The organism is Streptomyces sp. NPDC054872 (assembly GCF_053610705.1).
The window spans coordinates 1-7,243 of record NZ_JBSGYY010000080.1 but is presented as its reverse complement, the minus strand read 5'-3'; the positions used below and the strand labels follow the sequence as shown (position 1 = coordinate 7,243).

The window sequence follows — 7,243 nt, the reverse complement described above, 5'->3', positions numbered from 1 at the left end:
TACCGAGGAAGCGGCGGCGGGTGGGACGGTTCATGGCGTTATCTACTGAAAGGGCGCGAGGGGCTGGGACGCTTCGAGGCAGGGCGGCGGCGCTCTTGCGTTCCGGAAGGCACCGACCCCGGTGTTCCGCCGCACTGTGAGGTATGGCACGATGCTGGCCACCTCCCCCACCGGCACAGCCCTCACAGGAGACACTCCTAGTGCAGCACCCCGCCGTCCCGGAACTGGCACACAACACCACCCGCCCCATCCACTGGCTGGCCACCGCGGCCGCGCTCGCCGCCGTCATCGCCGGCTCGTCGTTCCTGCAGCCCGACCCCGCGACCGCCGCCCAGCCGAGCCCCGAGCCGTCCGGCAAGACCGCGGCGGCGGCCCCCGCTCCGGCGACCGCCCCCGATCCGGCCACCGTCACGTTCCCCCTCGCCTGCGGCAACGTGAAACCCGTGGTCAAGGAGAAGGCCTCCGGAGACCTCGACGGGGACGGCAGACCCGAGACCGTCGCCGTGGTGCACTGCGCCGCCGGATCGGGCACACCGCCCGACGGTGTGTACGTCATCACCCGCCCCACGCAGGGCAAGCCCCGCGTCGTCGCCACCCTCGTCGACCCGAAGGACCGCCAGAACGTCAGCGAATTCGCCGTACGTGACGGTGTGATCACCGCCACACTCCTCGGCTACTCCGCACCGAACGTGCCCAGCTGCTGCCCCGACCTCGAGGACGCGGCCAAGTGGCAATGGAAAGACGGCACGTTCGCGCGGTCCACGCCGACCGAGGCGCACACCGTGTGACGGTGCCCGCACCGCACAAGGGCCTGTGCCCGCCCGACGGCGGGCACAGGCCCTTGTCCATGCGTCAGTTCGCGGCCTCAGGCCGCGTCGGGACCATAGACCTCGACCCTGTCCGAAACGCGGCGCACGTGAATGCAGTCGCCCGGGCACTCCTTCGCCGAGTCGACCACGTCACGCAGAAGCGGCAACGGAACGGGCGTTGTGGCGCCCGGAGCCTGCAACAGCTCGTCCTCGCCGCTCTTCACATAAGCCAGTCCGTCGATGTCCAGCTCGAAGACCTCAGGCGCGTACTGCGCACAGATGCCGTCGCCGGTGCAGAGGTCCTGGTCGATCCAGACCTCCAGCGGATCACGGCTCTCGGAGCCGGTACCGGCCTTCTCTCCCACGGTCATCTCTCCTGCCGGTCGTCACGCCGAGTGAGCCGACTTGGCAGCAAGTCGGGCCAGCCCTGACGGGTGTTGAACGCTTCGACGATACAACCGCCCGCTTTCCGATGTTGTTGGGTGGGTAATGACCTGACGTGAGGGAGAGCGCAAGGGTGAAGATCGGACACACCTCTACCGTCTTTGTGATCTAGGGGTTTCAATCGACACCCACCCAGGTAGGGTCTGGAAGCGTCCAGCTCCCCTTGGAGGAGGTGAGGACCGTGGCAGCCCACGACGACGACATCAACCGCGGCATCCGGCCGGGGCGAGGGTCTGAGGACCCCGCCGGTCAGGTTGCCTATCTCGAGCAGGAAATCGCCGTCCTGCGACGCAAGCTCGCCGACTCTCCGCGTCATACGAGGATTCTCGAAGAGCGGATCGTCGAGCTGCAGACCAATCTGGCCGGCGTGTCCGCACAGAACGAGCGGCTCGCCAACACGCTCCGTGAGGCCCGCGACCAGATCGTGGCCCTCAAGGAGGAAGTCGACCGGCTCGCGCAGCCGCCGGCCGGCTTCGGAGTCTTCCTCGTGGCGAACGAGGACGGCACGGCGGACATCTTCACCGGGGGCCGCAAGCTCCGGGTGAACGTCAGCCCCGGCGTGGAGCTCGAAGAGCTCAGGCGCGGCCAGGAAGTAATGCTCAACGAAGCGCTCAACGTGGTCGAGGCCATGGAGTACGAGAGCGTGGGAGACATCGTCACCCTCAAGGAGATCCTTGAGGACGGCGAGCGCGCCCTGGTGGTCGGGCACACCGACGAGGAGCGGGTGGTCCGGCTCGCCGAGCCACTCCTCGACGTCACCATCCGCCCCGGTGACGCGCTCCTGCTCGAACCGCGCTCGGGGTACGTCTACGAGGTGGTCCCCAAGAGCGAGGTCGAAGAGCTCGTCCTCGAAGAGGTACCGGACATCGGCTACGAGCAGATCGGCGGCCTGGGCAACCAGATCGAGCTGATCCGCGACGCGGTCGAACTGCCCTACCTCTACCCGGACCTCTTCAGGGAGCACGAACTGCGGCCGCCGAAGGGCGTCCTGCTGTACGGGCCCCCCGGCTGCGGCAAGACGCTGATCGCGAAGGCCGTCGCCAACTCCCTTGCCAAGAAGGTCGCCGAGGTGACCGGACAGGCGTCGGGGAAGAGCTACTTCCTCAACATCAAGGGCCCCGAGCTCCTCAACAAGTACGTCGGCGAGACCGAGCGTCACATCCGCCTGGTCTTCCAGCGTGCAAGGGAGAAGGCGAGCGAGGGCACCCCCGTCATCGTCTTCTTCGACGAGATGGAATCCCTCTTCCGCACCCGCGGATCCGGTGTCAGCTCGGACGTGGAGAACACCATCGTCCCCCAGCTGCTCGCCGAGATCGACGGCGTGGAAGGCCTGGAGAACGTCATCGTCATCGGTGCCTCCAACCGTGAGGACATGATCGACCCGGCGATCCTGCGGCCAGGACGACTCGACGTAAAGATCAAGATCGAGCGCCCGGACGCCCAGGCGGCGAAGGACATCTTCGCCAAGTACCTCACCGAGCGGCTCCCGCTGCACGCGGACGACCTCGCCGAACACAGCGCCGACCGGCGCACCACCGTGGACGGCATGATCCAGTCCGTCGTGGAACAGATGTACGCGGAGTCCGAGGAGAACCGCTTCCTCGAGGTGACGTACGCCAACGGCGACAAGGAAGTCCTGTACTTCAAGGACTTCAACTCCGGCGCCATGATCGAGAACATCGTCGGACGCGCCAAGAAGATGGCCATCAAGGCCTTCCTCGACGCCGACCAGAAGGGCATCAGGGTCTCCCACCTCCTGCAGGCTTGCATCGACGAGTTCAAGGAGAACGAGGACCTGCCCAACACCACCAACCCGGACGACTGGGCCCGCATCTCCGGCAAGAAGGGCGAACGGATCGTCTACATCCGTACGCTCGTCACCGGAAAGCAGGGCGCGGACACCGGACGCTCCATCGACACGGTGGCCAACACCGGTCAGTACCTGTAGAAGACAGGGCGGCTGCGGGTGTCCTTCGTGGGTACCCGCAGCTGTCTGTTTTTCAATGAACGCAATGATCTCCCCACCAGCGCAAAGGCGCTCTAGGCTCTTCGGTACCGCCGAGCGCGCAGTGCGGGGACGGGCACCGCACACGCACCGGAGAACCAGCGGTACTTGAGCGCCGTTCCCGAAGGGGAGCGCCGCCGGGCAAGGAGGGCCGCATGACCGTACGGCGAGTAATGGGCATCGAGACGGAGTACGGCATCTCCGTCCCCGGCCACCCGAACGCCAATGCCATGCTCACCTCGTCCCAGATCGTCAACGCCTACGCCGCGGCGATGCACCGGGCGCGACGCGCCCGCTGGGACTTCGAGGAGGAGAACCCCCTGCGGGACGCGCGGGGCTTTGACCTCGCCCGTGAGACCGCCGACGCCAGTCAGCTCACCGATGAGGACATCGGCCTCGCCAACGTGATCCTCACCAATGGGGCGCGCCTCTACGTGGACCACGCGCACCCCGAGTACAGCTCACCCGAGGTCACCAACCCCTGGGACGCCGTCCTGTGGGACAAGGCCGGCGAGCGCATCATGGCGGAGGCTGCCGAACGGGCCGCGCAGCTGCCGGGGGCCCAGCCGATCCACCTCTACAAGAACAACACCGACAACAAGGGCGCCTCCTACGGCACGCACGAGAACTACCTGATGAAGCGGGAGACCCCCTTCTCGGACATCGTGCGCCACCTGACGCCGTTCTTCGTCTCCCGGCAGGTCGTCACCGGCGCGGGACGCGTCGGCATCGGCCAGGACGGCCACGAGCACGGTTTCCAGCTCAGCCAGCGCTCGGACTACTTCGAGGTCGAGGTGGGCCTGGAGACCACCCTCAAGCGGCCCATCATCAACACCCGGGACGAGCCGCACTCGGACGCGGAGAAGTACCGCCGCCTGCATGTCATCATCGGCGACGCGAACCTCTCCGAGATCTCGACGTATCTGAAACTGGGCACGACATCGCTGGTCCTCGCCATGATCGAGGACGGCTTCATCGCGGTGGATCTCGCCGTCGACCAGCCCGTGCGCACCCTGCACCAGGTCTCCCACGATCCGACGCTCCAGCGTCTGATCACGCTCCGTAGCGGCCGGACACTCACCGCTGTCCAGCTCCAGATGGAGTACTTCGAGCTGGCCCGCAAATACGTGGAGGAGCGGTACGGCTCCGACGCCGACGAACAGACCAAGGACGTGCTGACTCGCTGGGAGGACGTCCTGGGCCGCCTGGAGAGCGATCCGATGAGCCTCTCCGGGGAGCTGGACTGGGTCGCCAAGCGGGAACTCATGGAGGGCTACCGCCGCCGTGACAGCCTCGACTGGGACGCGGCACGACTGCACCTGGTCGACCTCCAGTACGCGGACGTACGGCCCGACAAGGGCCTCTACAACCGTCTGGTGGCACGCGGCAAGATGAAGCGCCTCCTGGAGGAGCCACAGGTCGAGCGCGCCCAGGCCAAGCCTCCGGAGGACACACGCGCGTACTTCCGCGGCCGCTGCCTGGAGCAGTACGCGGACGACGTGGCAGCGGCCTCGTGGGATTCGGTCATCTTCGACCTTCCCGGCCGCGACTCCCTCCAGCGTGTGCCCACACTGGAGCCGCTGCGGGGCACGCGGAACCACGTCAAGGAGCTCCTTGACCGCTGCCGCACGGCAGAGGATCTGGTCCGGGTGCTCTCCGGAGGCTGAAAGACCCGGCGTGTGGGAATCATCGAGGTGGTCCCCGGACGTTGCAGTAACTACGGGGCCGATGTCAGGCCTGGCTTATAGGGTCTGATCAAGTGCATCGAACCGAACGAGCGGGGTGAGGTAGATGGCGACCAAGGACACCGGCGGCGGACAGCAGAAGGCGACGCGTTCCACCGAGGAGGTCGAGGAGCAGACAGAGGAAGCGCAGGGCTCCGAGGACCTCAAGGAGCGCCAGGAAAAGCTGAGCGATGACGTGGACTCCGTCCTCGACGAAATCGACGATGTGCTCGAAGAGAACGCCGAGGACTTCGTTCGTTCGTTCGTACAAAAGGGCGGAGAGTAGGGCACGGCGGACGCGGTGTGTGCGGTGCCGGGAGTGCGTGGTGCGGTAAGGGGCCGCGCATGACCGGCGGCGTCGGAGCGAGTCGGCGTGATCCGCCTCAACGCCCTGGACCGCGCATGTGGATCACCGCGGCGAGGCGGGTAGGGTCCGTGACGAACAGCCCTTCAGACGTAATTCGCTTCAACTGCAAATCGGCCAGCGGCGAGTTGGGACACGCTCCCGGCGCTCAGCGCCCGGCCGTCACTTACCTGGAAGGAAACGCGTGGAAGCCAACACTCGTAGCACCGGGCGTCTGCCGGCTGCCTTCCTGACGCCTGGTTCCTCGTCCTTCATGGACTTCCTGTCCGAGCATCAGCCCGAGATCCTGCCGGGCAACCGGCAGTTGCCGCCCACGCAGGGTGTCATCGAGGCGCCGCACGGCACGACGATCGTGGCGACGACGTTCCCCGGTGGCGTGGTGCTCGCCGGTGACCGGCGAGCGACCATGGGCAATGTCATCGCGCAGCGCGACATCGAGAAGGTCTTCCCGGCTGACGAGTACTCAGCGGTCGGCATCGCCGGCACCGCCGGTCTCGCGGTGGAGATGGTCAAGCTCTTCCAGCTGGAGCTCGAACACTTCGAGAAGGTCGAGGGCGCCACGCTTTCCCTGGAGGGCAAGGCGAACCGTCTCTCCACGATGATCCGGTCGAACCTGGGCATGGCCATGCAGGGCCTGGCCGTCGTCCCGCTCTTCGCGGGGTACGACGTGGACCGCGAGAAGGGGCGCATCTTCTCGTACGACGTCACGGGCGGCCGTTCCGAGGAGCACGGCTTCGCGGCCACCGGCTCCGGTTCGGTCTTCGCGCGCGGTGCGATGAAGAAGCTCTACCGCAACGACCTGACGGAACAGGAAGCGACGACGCTCGTCGTCCAGGCGTTGTACGACGCGGCGGACGACGACTCGGCTACAGGTGGCCCGGATGTCGCCCGCCGGATCTATCCGATCGTCACCGTGATCTCCGAAGAGGGTTTCCGGAGGCTGGCGGACGACGAGTCCTCCGAGATCGCCCGCTCGATCCTGGAGCGGCGCCTGGAGCAGCCCGACGGCCCGCGGGCCTCGCTGCTCTGATCGATCCGTATTCGCCACTGACTGAGTCACTGACAGAAAGGGACGGATAGCCGGTGTCGACGCCGTTCTATGTCTCACCCCAGCAGGCCATGGCCGACCGGGCGGAATACGCCCGCAAGGGCATCGCCCGTGGTCGCAGCCTTGTTGTGCTGCAGTTCGCCGATGGCATCGTGTTCGTCGGCGAGAACCCGTCCCGTGCGCTGCACAAGTTCAGCGAGATCTATGACCGGATCGGCTTCGCGGCCGCCGGCAAGTACAACGAGTACGAGAACCTGCGGATCGGTGGCGTGCGGTACGCCGATCTCCGTGGATACACCTACGACCGTGACGATGTGACGGCCCGTGGGCTCGCGAACGTCTACGCCCAGACGCTGGGCACGATCTTCTCGAGCAACGCGGAGAAGCCGTACGAGGTCGAGCTGGTCGTCGCCGAGGTGGGCGCCACGCCGGACGGCGACCAGATCTACCGGCTGCCGCACGACGGTTCGATCGTGGACGAGCACGGCTCGGTCGCGGTCGGCGGCAACGCCGAACAGATCAGCACGTATCTCGACCAGCGTCATCGTGACGGGATGTCCCTCGCCGAGGCACTGAAGCTGGCCGTGCAGTCGCTGTCCCGCGACACCAACGGCAGCGAGCGGGAGATCCCCGCGGAGCGCCTCGAGGTGGCGGTCCTCGACCGTACGCGGCCGCAGCAGCGCAAGTTCAAGCGGATCGTCGGGCGCCAGCTCGCGCGGCTGCTCGAAGGGGGCGCGTCGGCCCCCACGGATGCCGCGTCCGACAACGAAGAGCTGGATGCCGATTCTTCCGACGACGCGTAGCAAGACCGTTCGTCGTGTGCCCCGTGTTCCGGCCGCCGGCCGGAAC

General features: G+C 66.8%; 7 protein-coding genes. 6 read left to right on the top strand and 1 reads right to left on the bottom strand.

What is annotated here, in order from left to right:
• The first annotated feature begins 200 nt into the window (after positions 1-200).
• Entirely contained in the window at positions 201-788 is a 588-nt protein-coding gene (locus ACWGIH_RS43205; RefSeq protein WP_453452747.1) for a hypothetical protein, read from the top strand.
• A gap of 77 nt (positions 789-865) precedes the next feature.
• On the opposite strand, the gene ACWGIH_RS43200 is transcribed toward ACWGIH_RS43205, so the two are convergent.
• Complete coding sequence (locus ACWGIH_RS43200; RefSeq protein ID WP_453452749.1) at positions 866-1,180, bottom strand: ferredoxin; 315 nt, start codon at positions 1,178-1,180, stop codon at positions 866-868.
• Between the two features lie 254 nt (positions 1,181-1,434).
• Between ACWGIH_RS43200 and arc the strand changes: the two genes are divergently transcribed.
• The 5 genes from arc to prcA all read left to right on the top strand — a co-directional run bounded on the left by arc (position 1,435) and on the right by prcA (position 7,197).
• Positions 1,435-3,201, top strand: a complete 1,767-nt coding sequence (gene arc / locus ACWGIH_RS43195) for a proteasome ATPase (RefSeq protein WP_453452751.1) — start codon at positions 1,435-1,437, stop codon at positions 3,199-3,201.
• Positions 3,202-3,413: 212 nt separating this feature from the next.
• On the top strand, positions 3,414-4,925 hold the full coding sequence (gene dop / locus ACWGIH_RS43190; protein ID WP_365820895.1) for a depupylase/deamidase Dop: 1,512 nt from the start codon (positions 3,414-3,416) through the stop codon (positions 4,923-4,925).
• A gap of 124 nt (positions 4,926-5,049) precedes the next feature.
• Positions 5,050-5,268, top strand: a complete 219-nt coding sequence (locus ACWGIH_RS43185; protein WP_160503981.1) for a ubiquitin-like protein Pup — start codon at positions 5,050-5,052, stop codon at positions 5,266-5,268.
• Positions 5,269-5,530: 262 nt separating this feature from the next.
• Positions 5,531-6,376: a proteasome subunit beta gene (prcB, locus tag ACWGIH_RS43180; RefSeq protein WP_453452753.1), complete on the top strand. Its 846-nt coding sequence runs from the start codon at positions 5,531-5,533 to the stop codon at positions 6,374-6,376.
• Between the two features lie 53 nt (positions 6,377-6,429).
• The gene (gene prcA, locus ACWGIH_RS43175) at positions 6,430-7,197 is read left to right on the top strand and encodes a proteasome subunit alpha (protein ID WP_453452754.1); all 768 of its coding nucleotides are present in this window, start codon (positions 6,430-6,432) and stop codon (positions 7,195-7,197) included.
• The last annotated feature ends 46 nt before the right edge of the window (positions 7,198-7,243 follow it).

Excerpts from the sequence above, each read along its gene's own strand:
- ACWGIH_RS43200 (WP_453452749.1), bottom strand. The coding sequence starts at position 1,180 with ATGACCGTGGGAGAGAAGGCCGGTACCGGCTCCGAGAGCCGTGATCCG.
- dop (WP_365820895.1), top strand. The coding sequence starts at position 3,414 with ATGACCGTACGGCGAGTAATGGGCATCGAGACGGAGTACGGCATCTCC.
- ACWGIH_RS43185 (WP_160503981.1), top strand. The coding sequence starts at position 5,050 with ATGGCGACCAAGGACACCGGCGGCGGACAGCAGAAGGCGACGCGTTCC.